24 protein-coding genes and 1 tRNA gene are annotated in these 21,930 nt (G+C 50.0%); 24 read left to right on the top strand and 1 reads right to left on the bottom strand.

The features are described 5' to 3' along the window. The first annotated feature begins 105 nt into the window (after window positions 1–105). The 21 genes from P1P89_13865 (at window position 106) to P1P89_13765 (ending at window position 17,374) form a co-directional block, all read left to right on the top strand. The gene (locus P1P89_13865; protein MDF1592597.1) at window positions 106–1,329 is read left to right on the top strand and encodes a hypothetical protein; all 1,224 of its coding nucleotides are present in this window, start codon (window positions 106–108) and stop codon (window positions 1,327–1,329) included. Between the two features lie 61 nt (window positions 1,330–1,390). Beyond that, window positions 1,391–2,143 carry a hypothetical protein gene (locus P1P89_13860; GenBank protein ID MDF1592596.1) on the top strand — a complete coding sequence of 251 codons (753 nt, stop codon included), beginning with the start codon at window positions 1,391–1,393 and terminating at the stop codon, window positions 2,141–2,143. A gap of 82 nt (window positions 2,144–2,225) precedes the next feature. Further along, window positions 2,226–3,212, top strand: a complete 987-nt coding sequence (locus tag P1P89_13855) for a hypothetical protein (GenBank protein MDF1592595.1) — start codon at window positions 2,226–2,228, stop codon at window positions 3,210–3,212. Window positions 3,213–3,294: 82 nt separating this feature from the next. Continuing rightward, window positions 3,295–3,570: a HeH/LEM domain-containing protein gene (locus tag P1P89_13850; protein ID MDF1592594.1), complete on the top strand. Its 276-nt coding sequence runs from the start codon at window positions 3,295–3,297 to the stop codon at window positions 3,568–3,570. After that, window positions 3,570–4,025 (top strand): DUF1320 domain-containing protein, encoded by a 456-nt coding sequence (locus P1P89_13845; protein ID MDF1592593.1) that lies wholly within the window; start codon window positions 3,570–3,572, stop codon window positions 4,023–4,025. The genes P1P89_13850 and P1P89_13845 overlap by 1 nt, the downstream gene beginning before the upstream one ends. Further along, entirely contained in the window at window positions 4,025–4,480 is a 456-nt protein-coding gene (locus P1P89_13840; GenBank protein ID MDF1592592.1) for a DUF1834 family protein, read from the top strand. The genes P1P89_13845 and P1P89_13840 overlap by 1 nt, the downstream gene beginning before the upstream one ends. Before the next feature lie 18 nt (window positions 4,481–4,498). Then, window positions 4,499–4,636, top strand: coding sequence for a hypothetical protein (locus P1P89_13835; protein MDF1592591.1), 138 nt, complete (start codon window positions 4,499–4,501; stop codon window positions 4,634–4,636). Between the two features lie 3 nt (window positions 4,637–4,639). Continuing rightward, window positions 4,640–5,563 carry a phage tail tube protein gene (locus P1P89_13830; protein MDF1592590.1) on the top strand — a complete coding sequence of 308 codons (924 nt, stop codon included), beginning with the start codon at window positions 4,640–4,642 and terminating at the stop codon, window positions 5,561–5,563. 29 nt (window positions 5,564–5,592) lie between these two features. Beyond that, window positions 5,593–6,027: a hypothetical protein gene (locus P1P89_13825; protein ID MDF1592589.1), complete on the top strand. Its 435-nt coding sequence runs from the start codon at window positions 5,593–5,595 to the stop codon at window positions 6,025–6,027. 23 nt (window positions 6,028–6,050) lie between these two features. Beyond that, a complete protein-coding gene (locus P1P89_13820; protein ID MDF1592588.1) occupies window positions 6,051–6,287 on the top strand; it encodes a hypothetical protein in 237 nt (78 codons plus the stop codon). Continuing rightward, the gene (locus P1P89_13815; protein ID MDF1592587.1) at window positions 6,271–9,003 is read left to right on the top strand and encodes a hypothetical protein; all 2,733 of its coding nucleotides are present in this window, start codon (window positions 6,271–6,273) and stop codon (window positions 9,001–9,003) included. Before P1P89_13820 ends, P1P89_13815 begins: the two co-directional genes overlap by 17 nt. After that, entirely contained in the window at window positions 9,000–9,776 is a 777-nt protein-coding gene (locus P1P89_13810; protein MDF1592586.1) for a hypothetical protein, read from the top strand. Before P1P89_13815 ends, P1P89_13810 begins: the two co-directional genes overlap by 4 nt. Further along, complete coding sequence (locus P1P89_13805; GenBank protein ID MDF1592585.1) at window positions 9,776–11,683, top strand: hypothetical protein; 1,908 nt, start codon at window positions 9,776–9,778, stop codon at window positions 11,681–11,683. The genes P1P89_13810 and P1P89_13805 overlap by 1 nt, the downstream gene beginning before the upstream one ends. 13 nt (window positions 11,684–11,696) lie before the next feature. Beyond that, the gene (locus P1P89_13800) at window positions 11,697–12,026 is read left to right on the top strand and encodes a hypothetical protein (GenBank protein MDF1592584.1); all 330 of its coding nucleotides are present in this window, start codon (window positions 11,697–11,699) and stop codon (window positions 12,024–12,026) included. Next, window positions 12,007–12,576, top strand: a complete 570-nt coding sequence (locus tag P1P89_13795; GenBank protein ID MDF1592583.1) for a hypothetical protein — start codon at window positions 12,007–12,009, stop codon at window positions 12,574–12,576. Before P1P89_13800 ends, P1P89_13795 begins: the two co-directional genes overlap by 20 nt. Window positions 12,577–12,590: 14 nt before the next feature. After that, entirely contained in the window at window positions 12,591–12,950 is a 360-nt protein-coding gene (locus P1P89_13790) for a hypothetical protein (GenBank protein MDF1592582.1), read from the top strand. An 86-nt stretch (window positions 12,951–13,036) separates the two neighbouring features. Further along, on the top strand, window positions 13,037–14,128 hold the full coding sequence (locus P1P89_13785) for a hypothetical protein (protein MDF1592581.1): 1,092 nt from the start codon (window positions 13,037–13,039) through the stop codon (window positions 14,126–14,128). A 133-nt stretch (window positions 14,129–14,261) separates the two neighbouring features. After that, a complete protein-coding gene (locus tag P1P89_13780; protein ID MDF1592580.1) occupies window positions 14,262–14,414 on the top strand; it encodes a hypothetical protein in 153 nt (50 codons plus the stop codon). Window positions 14,415–14,424: 10 nt separating this feature from the next. Further along, a complete protein-coding gene (locus P1P89_13775; protein ID MDF1592579.1) occupies window positions 14,425–15,279 on the top strand; it encodes a hypothetical protein in 855 nt (284 codons plus the stop codon). 393 nt (window positions 15,280–15,672) lie between these two features. Continuing rightward, window positions 15,673–15,864 carry a hypothetical protein gene (locus tag P1P89_13770; GenBank protein MDF1592578.1) on the top strand — a complete coding sequence of 64 codons (192 nt, stop codon included), beginning with the start codon at window positions 15,673–15,675 and terminating at the stop codon, window positions 15,862–15,864. A gap of 616 nt (window positions 15,865–16,480) precedes the next feature. Then, a complete protein-coding gene (locus P1P89_13765) occupies window positions 16,481–17,374 on the top strand; it encodes a DUF1566 domain-containing protein (GenBank protein ID MDF1592577.1) in 894 nt (297 codons plus the stop codon). 173 nt (window positions 17,375–17,547) lie between these two features. Here the strand turns inward: P1P89_13765 and P1P89_13760 are convergent. After that, window positions 17,548–17,623: transfer RNA gene (locus tag P1P89_13760), tRNA-Ala, on the bottom strand. Window positions 17,624–18,355: 732 nt separating this feature from the next. On the opposite strand from P1P89_13760, the gene P1P89_13755 reads away from it, so the two are divergent. From P1P89_13755 to P1P89_13745, 3 genes are all read left to right on the top strand, one after another. Next, window positions 18,356–20,377 (top strand): SurA N-terminal domain-containing protein, encoded by a 2,022-nt coding sequence (locus tag P1P89_13755; GenBank protein ID MDF1592576.1) that lies wholly within the window; start codon window positions 18,356–18,358, stop codon window positions 20,375–20,377. Between the two features lie 86 nt (window positions 20,378–20,463). Beyond that, window positions 20,464–21,045: an AmmeMemoRadiSam system protein A gene (amrA, locus tag P1P89_13750; protein MDF1592575.1), complete on the top strand. Its 582-nt coding sequence runs from the start codon at window positions 20,464–20,466 to the stop codon at window positions 21,043–21,045. 217 nt (window positions 21,046–21,262) lie between these two features. Then, entirely contained in the window at window positions 21,263–21,637 is a 375-nt protein-coding gene (locus tag P1P89_13745; protein MDF1592574.1) for a hypothetical protein, read from the top strand. Window positions 21,638–21,930: the final 293 nt, after the last annotated feature.

Here is a 21,930-nt window from a genome sequence, read left to right as displayed (position 1 = left end):
AGGGAACAGGGGTCAGATAAAAAATCGTCATTCCGGCATGCTCTTAGCCGGAATCCAAGAAAAATCTCTCCCTTTTGCAAAGGGGGACCAGGGAGGATTTAGAAAATGAAATTCAAAGGCTTTGGCGACTGGATCGAAATTTTCAGAGGAGGCAAACAGGTCGACAGCAGCGGCAAGGAACATGACGGCGACGCTTTGATCGAAACAGCGGTGGCCACGTTTGACCCGGCTACCCATGAACCGCCGGTGGTGGTGGGGCATCCCAAGGACAACGCCCCGGCTTTCGGCTGGGCAGAGGGACTTAAAAGCGAAGTTAAAGGCGGCGTAAAGGTGCTTTTAGCCAAACTTAAAGACGTGGTTCCGGAATTCGAGGATCTGGTCAAACGCGGCCTCTTTAAAAAACGCAGCGCCAGTTTTTATCCGGACGGACGGCTGCGTCATGTCGGTTTTTTAGGCGCAGCGCCGCCGGCTGTCAAGGGCCTGGCGGATCTGAAGTTTACGGATGAAGAGTCCGTCACGTTCGAGTTTTCTGATGAAGTCGCCGGTGCATTATCCAGAATTTTAAGGCGACTGCGCGACTGGCTGATCGAAAAAGAAGGAAAAGAAGCGGCCGACGCAATGATCTCAGACTGGGACATTGAAAATTTAAGAGATCTTGTCGATCGAAACGACAATTTAACCCCGGCGACGGCCTATGCCGAGCCACAACAGAAGGAGGGACTCATGTTTAAGGAAAAATTTAAAAACTTTTTAAGCTTCATGGGGGTGGACATGTCCAAGGTCCCGGACGATGCCCTGCCGAATGAAGCGCCCAAGGATGCAGCCGGCGGGCAGTTCACCGAGGCCGACATCGAGGCTGCCAAAAAGGAGGCGGCCAAGGAAGAGCGCAAAAAAGCGGAAGCAGAGTTCGCCGAAAAAGGGCGTACGGCTAAACGTGAAGCCCGCAGCAAGGAGATTTCCGACTGGGTCGATGGTTTGGTCAAGGAAGGCAAACTGATACCCGCCTGGATCAAAATGGGCCTGAAGGAATTCTGCCAGGCGCTCGATGCCGAAACCGAGATTGCTTTTGCCGAAGGCAAAAAAGCGACAGGTCTTGACTGGTTCAAGGGGTTTATCGCCGAGTTGCCCAAGGTGGTGGAGTTTAATGAGATTGCCCGGCGGGGTGATGATTTAAAGACCGGCGATGCATCCGCGAAGCTGGAAGCGCTGATCAAGCAGAAAATGGCGGCCGACAAAGCCCTGTCCTACAGCGCAGCTTTTTCCGAGGTGCAAAAAGAAAACGCGGATCTCGTGACAGAGTACCTGGAAGAGCTGCGACCGGCGGCCTGAAAAATCCGGGGACTATTAGTTTAACCGAAAAGCAACCATGTGCAATATGGAGGAGTAAATCATGACAACCGAAAATAAAATTTTAGATCTTTCACACGAGGCGGCAGAGGATCTGTCCAGCAACCAGTTCTGTTTTGTGGTGCTGAATTCATCCGGCCAGGTGCGCCGACCGGATTCAGAAGCCGAAATTGCTTACGGCATTTTGCAAAATGCACCTGAAAGCGGCCAGGCGGCCCAGGTGCGGGTTATCGGGGTGAGCAAGCTGGTGGCCAACGCCGCGCTTGCCATCGGCACGCTGGTCAAACCCGAATATGTGGACGCGGCCGACGCCGGCAAGGCCGATGACGCCGGAACGCAGTGGAAAGCGGCACGCGGGATTATCGTTGAGGCCGCCGGCGCGGAAGATGATCTGGCCGGGTGCCTCTTGATCGGGCCGTTTCCCCAGGGAGCCGGGGCACTGATCGGGCAGACCACGGTCAGCACCATCGCTACGGCCGGTGCCGTCACTTACACCGCTGCACAGCTTCTGGGTGGTCTGATCCTGCGAGATCCGGCCGGCCTCGCTCGCTCCGATGTAACCCCCACGGCGGCTCTGATTATCGCGGCTATTGTCCAGGCGGGTGTGGGCAACAGCTTTGAGTTTACCATCAAAAACGATGCCGATGCGGCCGAAACCATCACCGTAACAGCCGGCGTCGATGTCACACTGATCGGCACCATGACCATCGCTCAGAACAACAGCAAACGGTTTTTGTGCGTGGTGACCGCAGCCACAACCGTGACGATTTACAGTCTGGGAACCGTGGTGCATTAAAATTAGGCTGGAGGTTGAAAGGCTTAAGGCTAAAGGAAGAAATGGTAAAAGTGAATTAAATTTTTAAAAAGGAGAACGAACAATGGCACAGCCCAATATTAAAGAACAGATTATCGCAGGCCCTCTGGCGACCGTATCCGTTGCCTATCGCAATCGGGACTATATCGCCGATCGGGTGTTTCCAATTCTGGACGGAGCCGATCCAAAAGCCAAAATCACCAAATACAAAAAAGGCGCCTGGTTCCGGGATGAAGCCGGTATTCGAGCCGCCGGCACGCGAGCGAAACGCGGCGGGTATCCGCTGACCACTGTGTCCATCTCAACGGATGAATACGCCTATGCCAAGGAGGTTACCGATGAAGACCGCCGCTTTGCTAAAAGCATCGGCGCACCCACCGTGCAGCCCGAGCAGGATGCCATCGAGTTCGCCACCGATAAGGTCGATCTTAAAAAAGAGCGCCGAACGGCGGCCGCCATTACCGGCCAAACCTGGGTAGACGGCAATCCCGGCGGCGAGGATGCCGAAGGGCTTTGGTCTCCGGCCGGATCTACCAATACCTTCCTGACCGACATCACCACCGGCAAAAAAGCCATCAAGGCAGCCACCGGACTGATCGCCAATGCCCTGGTAATCGACTACGCCACCTATATGGCGCTTAAGGAATGCGCGGCCATCCTGGACAAGATCAAGTACACCCAGCGCGGTGTGCTGACCGTGGATCTGCTGGCGGCCATCTGTGAGCTCGATGAAGTGCTGGTGGGCTCGGCCATTTATTCGGATGCCGAAGAAGCCGCTGCCGGCGATGATTTTAACGCCGTCGATATCTGGACGATTACCGCAAGCAAAGGTATGGGTTTTCTGTTTTACAAGCCCCCCAAAATCGGTCTCAAGGTTGTCACCGCCGGACTTCAAGCGCGAATTGCCTATGAAAATGGGCTGGCGCGTCGAACCAGCACCTGGCGCGAAGCGGCTGAGCATCAGGACGTGTACGAAGTAGCCGAAGAAACCGATATCACGGTGGTGGCTGCCGATGCCGGCTATCTGTGGGCTGATGTGTATGCGACCTAAATCAGGCTGAAGGCTGAAGGTAGATAGACTGAAGACCAATAACGACTCTCTTTGAAAAAGGGAGGTTGGGAGGAGTTTTAAAATGAAAATAAAATATCTCGGGCCGAGCGAGTCGGTCAATGTGGGGGCCTACGGGCCGCACAAAAAAGATGAGGCCAAGGACTATCCGGACGATTTTGGCAAAGAGCTTCTGGCCACCAGCAAAAAACAGAAGTTTGAGGCGGTCGGCGGCGGCATGGGCGACATGACAGTGGCAGAACTTAAAGCGGTGCTGGATGAAAAGAAAATCGAATATCAACCCAATGCTAAAAAAGCGGACCTGATCGCGCTGTTCGAAGGCGCACCGGGAGATAAATAATGTCCTACTGCACCCAGAGCGATATCGAAAAGCAGATCCCGGAAGAGATCCTGATTGAGCTGACCGATGACGACGGCGCGGGCGTGGTGGATACGGATGCGGTCGACCGCGCCATCGCCGATGCCGATGAAGAAATCGATGCCTTTGTGTCTATGCAATATGGCCTGCCGTTCGAGTCGACGCCGGGATTGATCCGGCGTATGAGCGTAAATCTGGCCATCTGCAACCTATACGCCCGGCGTCCGCATCTGGATATTCCCGAAAGTCGCAAGGACCGCTGCAGTGCCGACCGCAAACTGCTGGAGCAGGTTGCCAAGGGAACATTGAAGCTGGACGAGCCCGACCCCACTAAAGACGCCGACGGTGGCGTAGAGACTACCCGGAGCAAAAGCGACCGCATTTTTTCGATTGGAAGAGGTTCGGATTCGAGTACCGGCACACTGGATAATTACTGATGTACACCATCGAACAGATCGAGGATGCCATTATTGCGGCTGTTAATTCACTGAGCGCCTCCCTGGGCTTGCGGACCATCAAATCTTACCAGGGCGAGCTGGAGGAAGACGACATCAAAAAGCTGATCGCCCTTTTCCCGGCCATCTATGTGGTCTATGGCGGGTCGGAATACAAGGAGCACGGCGCGCGCAAAATAGAGTTCATGAAATACCATCTTTTTCTGTGCGACAAAAATTTACGGTCCGAAGAAGAGGCCCGGCGCGGCGGCGCCGGAAACCCCGGCACCTATGCCATGCTCGACGGGATTAGGGACAAGCTTTACGGAAAGCAACTGTCATTAGACATTTATCCACTGCGCCTGGTCAGCCAGGCAACCGTTTGGTTTGGCAACGGGATTTCCATTTACGCGGCCGAGTATGAAACCGCCCAGGCGCTGCTGTACCCGTCGGATTAAATAGCTAAGGAGGATATCATGAACGGAATTAAAGAAACTGTCCGGGCAGGCGGCACAATTACACTGCCAAAACCGGAAGAACCGAAGGTCAAGTCTGCGCCCGCAGCCGGACCCCCAAAACCGGCCGCAGGTAAAGCCGGAAGCAAGGAGGATTAAACCATGCCATTACTCAGACAACGAAGCCAGGTGGGAGTCGAGATCGAGGCCGTCGAGGGCACCGCCGAAACGTTGGTGGATGCAGATGTGTTTTTAGCATTCGACCCCAGTTTTGAACCGAGTATCGAAGCCCACGAACGTGATCCGGCGCGGGCATCGCTTTCGCCGATGCCGAGCGTGTTCGGCAAGCGATCCGGCCGTATTAAATTCGCGGCCGAACTGGTGGGCACGTCGGCCGCCGGCGCGGCCAATATGCTGTCCGATGCGCTGCAAGCCTGCGGTATGGGCGAGACCCTGGTAGCAATCACCAGCGCCACCTATGCACCGGCATCGTCGGCCATCCCTTCCGTAACGGTGGGCCGGTTTGTGGACGGCAAGCGCCACCAGATTCTGGGGGCGCGCGGGACGCTCTCCCTGCTGCTGGAAGTGGGCAACCCCGGCATTTTCAAGTTTGATTTTCTGGGCGCCGATTTTACTGAGGCCGACGCCGCACTTTTGACGCCCACATACAACGCGGTGCTGCCACCCACATTCCAGGGCGCGACCCTGACCATTGACGGATACGCCGCAACGGTCTCACGGGTCGAAATCGACTTCGGCAATCAGCTTTCCCTGCGGCCGGACGCTAACGCCGCCTCCGGGCACAAGAGCGTTATTATCACCAACCGCAAACCGACTATCAAATTTGATCCGGAGGATGTGCTGGTGGCGGCCGAGGACTTTCTGGGCAACTGGAGAAGCGGCGCACAGATGGCGTTTTCCGCCGTGCTGGGATCGGTGGCGGGCAACGTCATCACCATCACCGCGCCCAAAGTTCAGTACCAATCGATCGGCGAGACTACCCGCGACGGTCTGGCGGCTTGGGACATCACCGGCCTGTTGTGCATGAATGCCGGCGATGACGAATGGTCGATTGCGATAACTTAAAAAAGGCCAAAGACTGAAGGAGAGAAATTATGCTGAAAATTGATGTTGCCGCCCAATCGTATGAGAGCGACCCGGTGGAATATAAAGATGGCGCTGCTTTTAACCTGCGCCCGTTTCCGGCCAGCAAGGGCAGTTTTGACTTTAATGTCACGGACAACACCCTGCGCCTTTCCGGCGCCGAGCAGTGCAAACTGTTCAAACACTGCCTGACCGGCTGGAGCGGTGTTATCGGCCATGACGGCACACCGCTGGAATGCAGCGACAAGGTAAAGCAGACCATTTTTGATTTTCGTTTTAAAGTCGATTCATTTAACGACATGGTCGTTTTTGTGCTGAACTGGAACCAGCAGGGGGTTGCAAAAGAAGCAGCCGCAAAAGAGAACCTCTTAAAAAACTCTTTGAGTTCGCCCGATGGCAGCGCAATCGACCCAGGGGAGTCCGCTCCTGCAGCACCTGCAAAATAATCCGGCCGCTTGTCCCAGAAAAGGTGCCGGCATCGTGCGAACAGTGCCAACCAGCCGAGCTGCTGCCGGGCAACGAGGATCTCTGGATGATCCTCCTGCGGTTTCCCGGTATAATTCAAACATGCCCATTTAGCGGCCGGCTGTCGGTTAACTACCCGGCGGCCGGAACCGTGGCGGCGGCAGCCGGAATTCTCAATACCCTGGATTTTTACGAAGCCCTGGAAGTAATCTGCAAAGGCAATAATGGCCGAAAAGCTTAAAATAGAAATTGAGGTCGATTCTAAAACCGGCGAGGCCCGCATCAAGGGGCTGGGCCAGGAAATGGAGTCCGCCGGCAAAAAGGGCAAGGCCGGTTTTACCTCTGCCGCCACCGGGGCGGAGTCTCTCACGAGAAAACTGGGGCCGGCGGGGTCGATGTTGCTGAAAATAGGCGGCGCGGTCGGCGGGCTGCTGATCCTGCGAAAGGGATTTTCCGAGCTGAACAGCACGGTGTCCGAATCCATATCACTGGCCAATGTTCAGGAGGCCGCTGAAACCGACCTGCAAGCGACGCTAACAGCTACCGGTGGCGCGGCCGGTTATAACCTGGAGCAGCTAAAAAAAATGGCGGCCGGCATGCAGGCGGCCACCACCGTGGGTGACGAGTTAACCCTGGGCGGCATGTCGATCATGGCCACCTTTAAAAACGTGCGCGGCGAAGGATTCGAGCGGGCCACCCGGTCGGCGCTTGATATGAGCCAAGTGATGAAAACGGACCTGAAAAGCTCCGTGCTCCAGATTGGCAAAGCCTTGAACGATCCCGCTGCTGGGCTGACCATGCTGACCCGAGCGGGTGTAACATTTACCGAGCAGCAGAAGGAGCAAATCAAAATCCTGCAAGAATCAGGCGACACGGTCGGCGCCCAGAATATTATCCTCAAAGAATTGGAAACCCAGTTCGGCGGAGCGGCCAAGGCAGCGCGCGAAACTTTCGGCGGGGCGGTGAAAGCCTCCCAAAACGCGCTGGGCGACATGAAAGAGGAGCTGGGCTTTGTCATCACCAAAAATCAATTTTTTATCGACCTGATCCAGATGGCCGAAAAACAGTTTATGCGCTGGGGTCAGCAGATCCGGGACAACCGCGAATATTTGATGAATCTTGCTAAAGGCGGCGTGCTGAAAGTGGTGGACGGCATTACGATCGCCCTTGAGGCCATGCGCTTTTTTCACAACGGCTGGCTCGGAATCAAACTGGTGGGATCAGCTTCGGTCGCAGCCATAGCAATCGGCATTGAAACACTGGTCAAAGGTTTGCGGGTGATGATGTTCGGATGGGACGCGCTGTTTGACTCGCTTGTTAAACTGGGCGTGATGAAGGTAAACCCCTTTGATTCCATGGTTAAGGGCCTGGAGCGGTTTAGCGCGTCCAGCATGGATGTCACCAAGAGTGTTTGGGCGGACATCGAAAAGACCAACGCCGGATATGACAGCGCCAAGAAAGCAATCGGCGACTGGCGCAGCGCCATCGAAAAAATACCGGTGACCCAGGCCAAGGCCGCCGAAAGCGTAATCAAAAGCGTTCAGGCGGTTGCAGACGAGGCTGTGGCCAGCCAAAAGGACATGGCAAAGGCGGAAAGGGAGCGGATCGCGGCCGTGGTCCGCGACTTAAAGTTGGAGGAAAAAGCGCGCATCGAGGCCGGCAAGAAAGCCCTGGCCGTTCTGGTCGCCCGAAAAAAAGCCGAAGACGATGCAGCAAAGAGTTCGGAGCGGCTGCGCCAGAAGACCGCCGACGACAAGGTTAACTATCGAAAACTGCTGATCCAGGCGGGCAAGGATTCGGACAATTTTGTCCTGGGTGTCCGTTCCGGATTCATGGACATGCAAGACAGCGCCACCAGGTTCGGCGACGTTGGATATGATGTTTTCAGGACATTCAGCCAATCAGCTTCAAGTATGGTGGAAAACAATTTTTTCAACCTGTTCACAGGCCGGATGGACCAGTTGACGATCGATTGGCGGAGCATGTGGAACGATATGGCCCGGACCGCATCAAAAAGGATGTCAGAGATTGCTACAAATAAAGCTATTGATGCCGCCGTTTCAGGTGTTGATTGGCTGGGGACCGCAATGGGGTGGTGGGCGGCCGGCACATGGGATGTTAAGAAGGAACACCTGGCGGTACTGCATCCCCATGAAATGGTGCTTCCGGCAGATGTGGCGGAAAGCATCAGACGGGACGCTGAAGGTGGCGGGAATGATTCTCTTGGTGAGAGTTTGGAGGCAAGGAGCTATGCTGCCGGCTCATTCGGTGCGAACATTGAAAGTGCCGTTCGTGACTCTTTGTTCGGATCAGTCAGAGGGTTTGCTTTAAATAAAGCAATCGGACTGGCCGATACAGGCAACTTTGTCATGGGCGCCAACCCGATAGGAATAATGGTCTCTTTTGCAAAAGCCATGATCTCCGGGATTATGGCCGAATATACAGCCCGACAACAGTTCTCCACCATTTACGGCAAGGGGGTTGCTTTTGACCCCTATGCCAGCGCCCTGGGCAATGTCATGCCTTACGGCAAGATATCGCTGGAGGATATGCAGAAAAACTTCGGCATGTGGGGATTCGGAAAATATGATCCACATGATTGGGGTGACGCCGATACAGGCGGCAGTTGGGACAAGGGCAATTTTGGTGATTATGAAGGGTCTGACTCGATGGGACGTGATAGCAATGTCGGATACGCTCACAAAGGAGGGCGGCTGAACCTCAGAAACGATGAGGGGTTTTTTATCGGTCAGCGTGGCGAGGAGGTCGTCACCGAAAAGAATCTGAATCGTTTTGAGAAACTTTTGTCTTCATTGTCTTCAAGTGGTAACGCCGGAGGTTCATTACGAGTCGAAATCCCGGTGATCCTGGACGGCCGCGAGATTACCCGGCTGATCTATAACCGCAGCAAATCCGGCGAGCCGGTGGTGCATACGCGGGGGATAACGGACAAATGAGCAACATCCGCTTTTTTTGGCAAAATTTATTCGACCTGGCCGCGCTCACGGCCAGTAGCCAGGACGCTGATTTTCCGGCCGCCAACCTGCAAAACCCGCTGCGGACAAAAGTGTATAAAACCGCAGGGGCAACGCCCGGCACCGCCAACCTGGTCATCGACCATCTTACGGCCAAACCGGTCACCGCCATCATTCTGGCCAATTATGACTGGGCCGGCGCCCCCGGCACGCTCAACCTGGAATTTAACGCCGCCGACGCCTGGGGCGCGCCATCGGCCACCGAGGCTCTGACCTGGGTGGCCACGCCGGACACTTACGGCAATCCGAACGTGATTATAAAAGTGTTTGCCAGCAAGAGCTATCGTTATAACCGTCTCAACGTGGTCTATTCGCCCGGCGCTGTGCCCACCGACTGGCAGCTCGGTCGAATCTTTTTAGGCACCTGCTTTGAGCCGATCAATCATTATGATTTTGACGGCGAGGAAAGCATTGTCGATCCGAGCTTTATTGGTGAATCAGTCGGCGGCCAGCAGCTTGTAGACGAAATAACCAAGTACCGCACAAAGAGCTTTGATTTTCCGGCTGAAACACTTGCCCAGTGGCTCTTGTTTCAGCAGATGTTCAACAGCGTCGGATACAGCAGGGATCTGTTTGTGGCGTTCGACTTTGACAACTATCCTAACGCATTAACCATGTACGGTAAATTTACAAGCCTGAGACAACAGGATGATTTTTTTAAACGGATCGAGCTGGCATTTAAGGAATCGCGCTGATGGGAGATAAGACCACATTCGCGGATCTGATCGCCGCGCCGGTATCCGAAAAGGTTTACCTGGCAGAGATAGAGCCGGGGCAGTCCATTGATTTGTGGGCTTTAACCGGCGGCAGGACTTACACATATGAAAAATCCTATTTAAACGAAACCATTACATTGGAAGATGGGCGAACAGAAAATATTCGTAAAGTGTTGTCAAGGCTAACCGAAGACGGAACCGGATTAACGGCGCAAGCTTCAACTGGTGATGTTGAAAGCAATCCCGGCAGTTACTGGCACGATACCGCAAACGGAAAAGTTTATGTTCATCCAACGGGCTCGGACAATCCTGAAAGCCACATGATGTTAGGTTATTTCTGGATGTATTTAGCCACCAAAGGGATAGCTTTAAACGGCCATTATTATGAGCCTTATATATCTTCAAAAGGTATACCGGCGCTGCGCCATCGGGCAAAAGATATATTTTGGGGGTCGGAAGTAATAACGTCAGGGGATCTGGTGCTGATCAACAACAACGGGTTTTTTGATCAGATTTTTCGCAAATTTATTTGGAGTTCAAAAAAAATCATCCTTAAGTTTGGTGGAGATTCTTTGCCATATAGCGAATACAACACCATCTTTACAGGGACTATTCAGAGAAAAATTTATACAAGGGAGAAAATAACGTTCAACCTGAAAGCGAAGTCTTTTAATCTTTTTCAGGCATTACCGTTAAACAGGTTCACTTCGGAAACGTATCCAAACATTGATCCCGCCGCCGAAGGCAAGGGAATCCCATATTACTACGGTGTGTATAGCGTAGCGCAGGCCCCTGTCGTCACCTGTGTTGATACTGCGTATGGAGCCGATCAGTATCAGTTTAAAATAGGCGACCAGGCATCTCTGTCAATCAGCCAGGTATATATCAATTATGATGACGGCAGCGGTTGGCAAGCTATCGCCCACGCAAATGAGAATTTAACAAACTCTACCTTCACCATTACATCGGCTAATTTTATTTTAGGGTCCACCCTGGTGAAGGTGGCCTTTTCAGGGATTTATAACGGAGCTTCAGCAATAGAGGGCGCACCCGAAATTATAGAACATCTGCTCACCTCAATTCTCCCATACACCTCTGACGACCTTAACGCTGCGAGCTTTACAAACAGCAAAGCCGTGAGCGATGCGGTTTTGAACGTACCCATCGAACAGGACACGGACGCGATTACTGTAATTGAAAAAATATGCTCAAGCGACATCGCTTTTTTTGATGAAGATGAAGACGGTAAATTTCGTTACAGATCATGGTCGCCCGTCACGACTGTTGACCTTGATGTACTAACCCATCTCGATTTTATTGGAATTCCGCAGGTTGAGGACGATACCGATCACCTCTACTGGAAAATATACGTGGGGTATTCGTATTTATGCGCTGAAAAAAAATTTGTTTACCGCGAGGAGTCAAGCGATGAAGCGCTCTATAAGTTTGAACGATTTGAAACCTTGTCGCATGACACCTACCTAAGAAATCTGGGTGATGCCGCAATCCTGGCCCAACGATTGATTTTTATAATGGGTTCTCCCAGCCCGATGTTAAGCGGTCGGACAAAAACTCAACTCATGGGAAAGTTACTGGGTGATAAGATTTTTGTTACCTTGCCGCGAGCACCGTTTGCGGATGGCTATACCAAACGGATATTTGAGATATTCGCCCTGGACAAATCGTGTTTTCCGGCCTACATCGATTTTGATGCAAGGGACTTAAAGGACTTTGGTTCAAATGCCGGCATGTGGGCCGGAGCAACCGCACCGGTATGGGGCGCGGCTTCGACAGATGAAAAAAACGTGTCCGGCTTCTGGCTGGACCCAAACGGGTTTGCCGATCCAACGGACTCGGAAACAAAAAATGTATCAAAATGGTGGTAACGAGGGGGCCTGAATGAACGACCTTAAAAAGCCGAAGCTGCAGCCGGTAAGGACTGTTAATTTTGACGGGGAAACAATCAGGAAGGTTCTTTTTGTCGATTTTGCTGGTGGGGATAAGATGGTCATGGTTTTAGAATCCGGGAAAATTGTTGTTCTGCCGGTTTACCGGGAATGCCCGGTTCAGGTCGGTTTTCTTGGGGATTTTCAAGCCGACATCGGAACGATCATCGAAACAGTTCAAAACAGGGTACAGGCCCAGATCAGCGAGGGTGAATCGTTGGTCAGGGAATTAACCGACATTAAAAATATGAGGATAAAGACCGATGGCATGGACAGCCGCTAACCCCGTATCGGTTGGGGACCCGACAAAAAAAACTCACTACGATGCCTTGTGGGATAATGCCCAATACAACAAGGACACTTTTGAGGTTGAACACAGTTCTGCTGGGGGCCACAACAAGACCGGAATGGTTTTGCAGACTATTGAAGCTACGCCATATACAACTGTTACCACATCAACGGCGAGTTTTCCTTACGATAACACCATCCCACAGCAGTCTGAGGGCGTTGAGCTTTTGAATGTTACCATTACCCCTGGTGATGTGGCCAATAGGCTTAGAATCGAAGTGGAATTGAATTTTCTTATGGCTAATATCAATTGTGCCGTCGCATTATTTCAAGATAGCGGAGCTAACGCCATTGCGGTAGCAACGGAAGCGGCTAACAATATGATAGTGCATGAAATGGCGGCTGGAACAACCTCACCCACCACATTCAAGTTAAGAATAGGGAAATTAGGTGCTGGTACGATATGGCTAAATCAGTCAAGTGCCGCTGTTACTCTTGGCGGTGCGTCTGCTTTAAGGATGAGGGTAATAGAGATTAAAGGATAAAGGAGCGCCACAAGATGGACATGATGAAATGTATTCTCAAAATTATGCCTGACTATCAATGCACAGTAAGAAACAACGACTATTCTACTATTGAAATACCTATTTCGGAAATAAGGCCGCTTCCGTCCCTAACCGCACTTGAAAACGTGTGGCTCCAGGTACAGGCAGACGAACTGAAGGAAGAAGAAATAAAAGGACTGATAGAAGACCTTGAGAAAGATGTTGCATGGTGTTTCCGGTTTATCGCGACGATTTGGGATGTTGGTGCCGCCAGGGGTCATTGGACGGCCGCCGACATTACGAACCAATCGATCAAAGACAAATATGTCGATTGGAAGGCCAAACTTGAGCGAATGGCAGAATTAGGGAAATAAGGGGTATATAAAAATTGATTTGTTCTGAAATGGCGCAATATTACAGCGCCATCGATGGAATGCAGTAAAATAGAGGGGTATGACAGATGATAATTTTAGCAAAACCCTTAGCTGCCAGTTTCGCGGGATCGGCGCTCGATCCCCGGGCGCGCATCCTGCTGCCGCACGCAACCGACCATCGCAAGCTGGTGCTGGCGGGCAGCAATTATCTGCCGATCAACATCGGGGGCCGCTGGTTTTTTGTGGACCAGGATATCGAGATCGACATGGCGGCCGATCTGGACACCGGCGCACTGCAGGCCGCCAAGGACTATTGCGTGTATGCCTGCTATAACGGCGGCAGCCTGGTGTTTTTGGCGTCGCTCAACACGACCGCCCCGGCGGGGTATACGGCCGACAACAGCCTGAAAATCGGCGGCGGGCACACGCTGTGCGTCGCTGTAGGAGTGATTGCCGGGCATGCGCTGACCGGCTACCTGGCAACCGATCTGCTGCCGGCATCCATCTGGGATCTGCGCCACCGCCCGGCCGGTATTGCCGGGGCGGCCGGCATGGTCTACTCGGACAAACTCAACCTGTGGGTCGACATCTATCTGCAAAGCGGCACCGGGGTGTCGACTGCCAGCGCATACGGCGCGGCCATCACAGATACGCGCGTATGGATGGACCACGTGGACGATCTGGCCGCCGTGGGTAAAACCCTGCTGGACGACAGCGAGTTTCAGGTATTTGTCGACGGCTCGAACGAAAAAACCAATATCGTAGGATCGGCCGACCCGGTTACCACGGGCGGGCATGTGGACACTGCCGGACGGCGTATGATCAGCGCTATCGGTTGCGAGGATTGCTGCGGCGTCATGTGGCAGTGGCTGCGGGACCAGACCTATCGTTTTGACGGCGCCGCCAACCATACCCACCAGGTGACCGTCTCCGGCGACCCGGAAACGGTTGCCAGCGGCAATCCCAGTGCAGACGTTGCTCCGGGCTGGAACTGGTATGCACTGCCCGGCAACAAAGGCAGCCTGTACAGACAGGGCACGTACGGCGACGCCAAGCTGCTTGCCGGCGGCTCTTGGTCTTATGGCGCGAATTGCGGTTCGCGGGCTCGTCTTGCGTATCATTGGCGCTGGTTTGCGTATGCGAATATCGGCGGGCGCGGGCGCGCGGCAGCCAGGTAACGATTACACGCAACACGCAGGCGATTTTAGGCCGGGAGGTCGAACAGTGCGCTGCTTGCCGGCGGCAATTGGAATAATGGCGCGAATTGCGGTTCGCGGGCTCGTAATGCGAATAATTGGCGCTGGAATGCGAATGCGAATATCGGCAGGCGCGGGCACGCGGATACAGGAATCTGAGTCAACTCCTGGCTGGATCTCCTGGCCCTGTCCGGGCGAAAAATATAGGGGCGAGATCCCGTTTCTGGCCACCATCGTCAAGGTGGATAAATACTACACGTTCAGTTAGGGGGGGCACAATGAACATCATTGCCTATTTTGCAAATAATGGAACGCCGGCCGAAGGGTTGTCCCCTGTGATTGACGGCTACCGGGTGGGTGACGGCGTGCAGGTCATCGCCGCCCAGGCGATGGCCGAGATCGGCGGCGGATTTTACAAATATGATTTTGCCGGCTACGACACGGCCGAAGATTACGGCTTTGTCTGCGATGGCGGCGCGTCGCTGATGGGCGCCGAGCGCTACGCGGTCGCATCGGCCGACATACAGGGCGAGATAACCGATATCTCGGATCAGATTGATCTTATTACAGGCGCAGTCGGTGCAAACGCTGTTACCATCACGGTTGTTGACGGAGTTGTAAATCCGATCGCCGATTGTGAGGTCCGAATCAATAACAGCGCTGAAAGCGCCCTGGTTACCTATGGTGTTACCGATATAAATGGCGTGTTTAGCTGCTCGCTCGATGACGGCGCCTACAAGGTCAGGTTAAGGAAGGTGGGCTGCACATTTACTGCGCCGGAAACCCTGACCGTCTCCGGAGCTACGGTCGTCACCTATACCGGCACACAGGATACGATCGGCACGCCGGTAGACTCTGATGCCTGTCGCATTTACGAATACTGCTATGCGGCCGACGGCGCCACTCCGCTTGCCAGCGTCAACGCAACAGCCAAAATCTCCGTTGTACCCTACGATGCCGACGGTAAGCTTCATTCAAAAGACGCGCTCTCCGGCACCTATGACCCGGCGACCGGGCTTCTATACTGGGATATTGTAAAAGGTGCTCAAGTATTGGTGCTGATTACCGAGCTGGGCGTCAGATCGAGGATCACGATTCCGGCCGCCACAACAGCCAGAATTTCCGATTTGTAGCCTAAAAATAAAATCAAGTTTGACTATTATTGAGGGCCGCTTACAGCTTTTAAACGGCAATTTTTAATCATTTTAAAAAGGTTTAAAATTGCTCAAATATCACTAAAAACACCTGTCGAAATCGGAAGCCCGATTCGAACAGGTTTTCTGTTGCCATTTTTCGGGACCGTTTTTTTGTCGCCCGACTCGTTGCAATTTGTCGCCAAATAAATTGCAGCGGACAAAGTCTGTGGATGATAAAAATTATAAATTTTATTTAAAAAAACTTGACATACTATATATTGTATATTAATAGAAAATAAACCACAATAAGTGCGACCATGCAGGATGAACTTTACCTGCAAAAGGGAGGGGTAGTGGGCCTTACCAATTAACTATTAAAGGGAGGAAATCATGGCTACAGCAAAGAAAAAGGCACCCGCTAAGAAAAAAGCAGCAGCAAAAAAGGCACCCGCCAAGAAAAAAGTAGCAAAAAAGAAAGCACCTGCTAAGAAAAAAGTAGCAAAAAAGAAAGCACCTGCTAAGAAAAAAGTAGCTAAAAAACCTGCGGCAAAGAAAAAGGCCACTACAAAAAAAAAGAAATAGCCCTTTAATCTCCCCCCCTTCGTTAGACAGGGCGACAATTATCAAGAAAGTGATACTGTCGCCCTGCTTTTATTTGGGGTCGGCCATTAAATTCGTGTTGCCCACGACGATACCTGAAAAATCATTTAATAGCTTATAGTTCGACGGAACAACATCCAATCAAAATAAATCGTATCTTTCACATGGGTGCTAAAATCGCCAAGGCAGCAGAACATTTTTTTCATTCATGCGAATTTCAGAAAAAATTTTCGAACAGTAAATATTGCGATGGTCCTCGATCAAGTCATTCAGCATTTGATACTCTATAGGTCAGCTTGTGCTTTCAGGCAGCGTCCGGTTGACCCTTTCCGTAATTTGAAACTCCAGCTTTGAAAATATGTCTTGAAAATTTTATGACGCGCATGATGCATCCAGATGTTCTATAATTCTGTTCGGGCAAGTCGCAGGCTCTACCATATATTGAAATAATTTATGCTTGACACACAAGAAATAACTCTATATAATTGAGTATAATTTAGCATAATAACATTTAATGGATCTGCCTGTTGTTAAAGACACCTTAACCCTTTTACACGGACGGGCGGACGATGTTCCCGCTCACTGTAGGGATGTTTATATGAATGCAAAGTTGATTTTAAAAGCGATGGGCCTCCTTTTGTGTTTAGTTTTCATCATCGTGCCAGTCGGACTTTCGGGAACCGCCGAAAAATTTTATTACAGCATCCACTTGGATTCTTTTAAAAAGCTTGAGGACGCCAACAGCAGGGTGAATTTTTTAAAAACGAGGGGAAAACTGGTATTTTGGAAAAAAACGAAAGTTTCTGCTGAAGATGAATTCTATCGGGTTTATCTGGGAAAGTATCAAAACATTGAAGATGCGGTCGCGTACTGGGAAAAATTGAAAACAGTAGGTGAAGTGAATCATTTTGGTATTCATATTTTTGAGGAAACTTTTTTGCCGGATGAGAAAAAAAGTGATCAAAACATGATGTCTTATCAGGCGAATGCTGTTCATCATAACAATTCATCTGCCCGTCAGGAGCGGTTCGTTGACAATCAGGATGGTACCGTAACGGATACCATTGCCGGGTTAATGTGGATCAAAAATGGCTGGAAATTGGACTTTCTATCGGCAGTGACCTGGTGGGATGCGGTTGCAAAGTGCAAAAATTTTCGTCAAGGGGGTTACAGTGACTGGCGGCTGCCGACCATCGAAGAATGGGTGAGTCTAATCGATACCAACTATCAAAATCCGGCACTGGTTGAACCCAATCCTTTTGAGAACATCATTAGCCATATGCCTTACTGGTCAAAAAGTGATTACATTTATAGCCGGAACTATAACAAAAGCCAGCAATCACCCAGATCATATGCCGTTATGCTTTATTCCGGAAATGTTAATCATCAGGATAAAAAAGAAAGGGCTTATGTCCTTCCGGTTCGTTCCATCGCTGTTCAAAAAAATCCGGACAGGAACCACAATCTTAGCAAAGCATTTCCGACCCAGTGATTTCTCCGGGTCGTATTTTTACCATTCCCACCGTATCGATAAAAATTCTGATACAGGAGCGCAAAAAAGGCGGTTAACCTTTTAAATGGATTAACCGCCTAATTTAGTTGTCACAAAGCTGTCACATTCCCAAAACCTGCCAAACGTTACAGCCTGTAACCATCTATTATTAATGGTGGAGCTGAGGGGGATCGAACCCCTGGCCTCATGACTGCCAGTCATGCGCTCTCCCAGCTGAGCTACAGCCCCGAATATAAGGCGATTGACTAACAAAAACAGAAAAATGTGTCAATATTTATTTTCGGCGCCTTTTCGGTAAACATCGGGTATCGTTGAAAGTAGCCTATAAACGGGGATTCGGGATTCGGTTGACAAACTTAAAGATTAAAATTAATATTTAACAAAAAAATTCAGCAGATTGAGAATTTTTCAATGGCACCGGCGCATTAATCTGACTTAAGCCATGATTTGAAATAACCAACTGTTTTGCTGGATGATTTTTATAATGGACAGATAGTGGTTTATTGTGGGTATGGTGCGGGAATGTGGGGTGGGTATTCAACACATATATAGGTAGCAGTGGTTAAGGTTAAATCAATTGGATACAGGTGCTAACATGAAACTTAAAAACAGCCACTTTCCGGGCGGAGTTATGCGGCAACGGTCTTCACGGCCGGGAAACTACAAGGAATTCGATGCCACCGAGTTATATTGCGCTCGTTGTCAACGGGCTGTACCGGTACGAAAACGGTTGCTGCTGGTTATACCTGAAGGGGATAAGTACGAATATGTGTGCACGTTTTGTTCAGCGTCGGTAGGAACCAAGATTGATCGACAAACCAAACCCGTTAGCGTCATCGTGTAGTAATATAAACGATATATGACAGGGCGGCTGCCGTCCCGTCAAAATTAAATAGAAGTTATTTCAAAACCTCATTGGAGGCCTGCCGGACCTGCTGAAAATGGGATTGCAAATCGTTCTTGTATGATCAGATAATCAAAGCTATATTCATCTTTTTTGGCTGCAAAAGGGCTTTGACGAGACAAATCGGTTTGCGCCTTTCCATCAGTCAAAATACGAGATTTAGAACCAACTTCTATACAAAGGGAGATCCGATGCTCAATTTAATGCGGAAATATGCGACAAGCTGGATGATCAAGTTCGTTTTAGGCGCAATTGTTGTTGTGTTTGTGTTTTGGGGGGTGGGAAGCTTTCGTTCCCAGAAAGCAAACAGGGTGGCTCTTGTCAATGGTGAGGCCATTACCGTTGAGGAATATCGCGAAACTTATAATAATATTATTGAGCAATTGCGACAGCAGTTTGGAAATAATTTAAATGACGGCCTGATAGAAATGCTTCAGGTCGATAAACAGGCTATCGATCAGTTAATAGACCAGCGACTGATCATGCGGGAGGCGAAACGGCTTAACTTCAGTGTCACCAATACGGAACTTAGCGACTCTATTCAAAAGATAAAAGCCTTTCAGTCTGCGGGTATTTTCGATAATAGTTTATACAAAAGGGTTTTATTACGCAATCGGCTGACGCCGGAAGAATTTGAAGTTTTGCAGAGAAAGTCCATGTTGCTGGAACGGGTGAAAGCGTTTGTTGAGGATGGTGTAAAAGTCTCGGATGCAGAGGCGCTGGAATGGTACAATTGGAAAAACACGGCCATAAATATCGATTTTGTTCTGTTTAAGTCTGATCGCTATCAGAATATCAAAGTGGCCGATAGCGAAATCCAATCATACTTTGAAAAAAATAAAGAATCCTATAAAACCGAGCCGAAAGTAAAGGTGCGGTATATTGAATTTAATTCCAAGGCGTATGAATCTCAGGTTAAAATTACCGAGGAAGAAGTTGCGGCGTATTTTGACGAACACAGTCAAGAGTTTAATAAGCCGAAAACAGTAGCGGCCAGGCACATTCTGTTTGCGGTTGAACAGGATGCAGACCCTCAGGCGGTTGAAGCAGCCAAGCAGAAAGCCCAGAAGGTATGGGATATGGCCAAAAGCGGAAAGGATTTTGCCGAACTCGCTAAACAATACTCCGAAGGGCCAACGAAAGATGCCGGCGGATATCTTGGAACCTTTAAAAAAGAAGACATGATTAAACCATTTGCCGATCGGGCCTTTGCAATGAAATCAGGCGATATCAGTGAACCGGTTCGAACCCAGTTCGGTTGGCACATTATCAAGGTGGAAAAGGTCAATGAGGCCGGCGCACCTTCTTTTTCTACGGCCAGGCCCGAGATTGTAAAAAAACTAACGGCCGAAAGAGCCAAAACGATGGCATATGATGATGCCGAATCGACCTATGAGTTGACTTTTGAAGCAAACGACTTGGCAAAGGCGGCACTCGCGCAAAATTTATCCGTCCAAACCACTGATTTTTTTTCACTCCAAGGGCCGCAAAAAGAGATTAATGAAAAATCTAAATTCGCTTCAGTTGCCTTTTCACTGTCAGAAATGGAGATCAGTGATGTGCAGAATTTGGGTGATGATTATTACATTATCCAGTTGCTTGAAAAAATTTCGGAACGTGTCCCTGAGCTCAGCGCCGTCTCTGAAAAGGTAAAAACTGACTTGACCCAAGAAAGACAAAAAGAAAAGGCAAGTCAAGAGGCAAACGGATTGTTGACAGCCTTAAAAAGCGGCAAAGCGCTTAAGGACGAAACAAAACTTTATGGGCTTCAGGTTAATAACACCGGGTTTTTCAAGCGCAATGAGCAAATACCAAAGATTGGATATGAACCGGAGATTATGAATGCGGCGTTTACGCTCTCAGCTGAAAAAAAGCTGCCGGATACAGTCGTGGCGGGAGTCAATGGGTTTTATGTAATTGTTTTCAAGGAAAGAAAAGGACCGGACCCGGCAGGATACGAAAAAGAGAAGGAACAAATTGTGAGTAACCTGCTGGGTCAGAAACAGCTTAGAGCCTTTACCGACTGGTTGGCGCAACTAAGAGCGAACAGTGAGATTCAATTGGAAAAGAACTTATAGATAGGTGAACTGAAAAAGGTATTAGGTGTAAAAAGATATTAAGGCCTGTCCCAGAAAAAGAATTATTATCAATTGGACCAATGACGATGGCATCGTTAGAACATAATGATCGGCAGGTTTTGTTAAAATTGGCCCGATCGGCAATATTGGCTGAATTGTTGAAAGACAGAAACAGCATCATTAAACCCAAGGATATTTCACCCTTGCTGAAGGAGAAAAGGGGCTGTTTTGTTACGCTGCATAAGTGCGGATCGCTCAGAGGTTGTATTGGTACGATCGATCCGACAACCGCTTTAATTTCCAGTGTGGAAGAAAATGCAATCAATGCTGCTTTTAGAGACCCCCGCTTTTCACCACTTGAAAGAGAAGAGATCAACGCAATTGACATTGAGATAAGCGTGCTGACGGTACCGCGAGAGATAAAATTTAGAGACAGTGAAGATTTGAAAAAACAAATCATACCGGGTGTTCACGGTGTGATTTTGTCACAGGGATATCGGCGGTCTACATTTCTACCCCAGGTGTGGGAGCAGCTTCCTAAAAAAGAAGACTTCTTGGAACACCTCTGCCTCAAGGGCGGCATGTCACGGTCCGCTTGGCAGGATACACATACCCGTGTGGAAGTTTATGAGGCGGAATATTTTTCTGAAAAACAGTTGCCTTCCTAATCGTTGCGGAGCCGGCTTTTTCTGCCGATGCGCACATCCCAGGCCTTTTCAATTAAAAGCGGCTCGCGGCTAAATTCATCCTGCGATATTCCTAAGAAAGTATAAGGCGTAAAGTGAATACAGGGAGTAATTTTAGTATTATTGACATTTGGCATGGTATATAATACTAAATAAAAAACGATACGCCATGCGAAATATTATTAAAGGAGGAAATCAAATGAAGAAAATAAAAGATCAGTTGAAGAAGATTGCAAAATCACTGACAAGTCTTTCTGTGCAGGTTGAAAAAATTTCTAAACAAATGGTTGCCTTGTCTCCTCCAAAAAAATCAGTTGTGAAGAAAAGAGCGACAAAAAAGAAAGCAGTAAAAAGGGTTGCTGCAAAAAAGACGGTTGCCAAGAAGCCAACGGCTAAAACCACGGTTCTTGACTCGGTTATAGCTGTCATCAAACGAAGCAAAAAGGGTGCAAATATTGATACGCTCAGAAAAAAAACAGGCTTAGGGCCCAGACAACTCAGCAATGCCCTATACAAGCTTTCAAAAAGAGGCGTTATTGAAGCTAAGGCCCGAGGGATATACACCATAAAATAACGGCAACAAACCAGTCGCAGGTCGCTTCCCTGATCAATCGAGTTCCCTTTGTTTTAAAGCATACATAAAGTCTTCGGTTTGCCGATATATATTATGGGCAGGCTGAAGGCTTTTTTGTGAAACAAATGACCCTATAACTTGTATTAATAATACAAGTTATTTCAATATGCCACGTGAGACCTGCTGCGATGCTGCTCCTCGGCGGGACGCCCTTCTCTCAGGCCTGCTCCGGGTTTTTGAAATGAATTCTAAGTCTTTTGTCCGGTTCAAATGCCTGGCCATAATGAGCCCGT

It is taken from the genome of Desulfobacterales bacterium, assembly GCA_029211065.1.
Taxonomy (GTDB): Bacteria; Desulfobacterota; Desulfobacteria; order Desulfobacterales; family JARGFK01; genus JARGFK01.
Note: the sequence above shows the minus strand (reverse complement) of the source record. Positions and strands in the feature narration are given on the sequence as shown.